This window comes from Zwartia panacis, assembly GCF_030410395.1.
GTDB lineage: Bacteria > Pseudomonadota > Gammaproteobacteria > Burkholderiales > Burkholderiaceae_B > Zwartia > Zwartia panacis.
Window position 1 is genome coordinate 1 of sequence record NZ_JAUHHF010000030.1, and the last position, 1,234, is coordinate 1,234.

A 1,234-nucleotide genomic window follows, 5' to 3' on the forward strand; every position below is an offset into this window, starting at 1 on the left:
GGCTCTACCCCATTATCGGGGGATGAGCAGTATTCATTAAATATCAGTACTCATTAAATACGGCTAAATACGCCGTTCCAACCGCAGTGGGCCAAGACCCTGAGCCGGTAATTCTCAAAGTTCCTAAATCCATATGCCCTTCGGGACATCATTTCCATTTTAGTGTGGAACCCTTCCGTTATTCCGTTTGATCTTGATGTGCGCCACATCCTGACGATCGGCTCCAGCCAAGAGGTGAGTGTGTTGGCCAGAGTGCGCGCTGGGCTTTGGGCTAATTGCTCAATCAACTTTAGCAAACGTCTCATAAATTTCCTCCCATGTTTAGGCATTAAATTCCTAATCAATAGCAGCTTATTGAGTCGTTGCTTGGCAAAGTAGAGTGACTTAAGAACCGGAAATTGATCTAAATACCGTGCCAGATTCTCGCGCTGCTCTTGACTCAAGTTCCAGCGATGCCGTCTCACCAAGCTCAGCAAGCCACGGTTCATTCTTCCTACCGGATCTTGTTGTTTCCAGAGATTCAGAAAGTGCTGATTGACCAGTCGAATCACGTGAAAGCGGTCAGCCACGATCTTGGCGTTAGGAAAGTACTTTTGCACGATAGACCGGTACGTTTCGGATAAATCCATGACAACGAGCTGAACCTGCTCGCGACCCGGCAAGAGGCTTAAATACTGCCTCAGGCTCAGTTCCGAGCGTCCGAGGACCACGTCAAACACTTTGTGGTTTCTCAGGTCTACGAATGTTGTTGCGTAGCCCTTTTTACGGGTAAAGAAATGCTCATCAATCCCCAAGATGCGCGGGCAGGCCCTGCCAGAAAGCTCAAGCACCCTTCGCTTAACGTGGTGCTGATACCAGCGCTCAACAGTGGCACTGCCGATGCGATGTGTGGTTGACAGTTTGCGCTGACTCACGCCTCCATCGTGCGCTTCAAATACCTCCAGCCGAAAGCACTCCGTGGCGCGCAGCCGTGGGCGAACCCCAGGGAACTGATGTCGGAAATAACGGTTGCAGTCCTGGCAGTGATACTTGGGCACGCTCAAATGCAGAAACACGATCTGATTGCCTTGGCGTGAGTGCTTAAGCGTTCGGCTGTGAGTCGCTTTAATACGTATCGATGGACTTGCACAATAATGACAAGCGGGTCGGCTTGTGGGCTTGGCCCAGACATGAACGCCTAGCTGGCGATCCACCCGCTCAATGGCTAATCCAGGCAGTCCTAGGATAGAATCGA

At 50.9% G+C, this 1,234-nt stretch carries 1 protein-coding gene; it reads right to left on the bottom strand.

Features of this window, described 5'->3' with window-relative positions; translation table 11 throughout:
* Positions 1-53: 53 nt before the first annotated feature.
* Positions 54-1,226, bottom strand: a complete 1,173-nt coding sequence (locus tag QWY30_RS15810) for an ISL3 family transposase (protein WP_435433423.1) — start codon at positions 1,224-1,226, stop codon at positions 54-56.
* Positions 1,227-1,234: the final 8 nt, after the last annotated feature.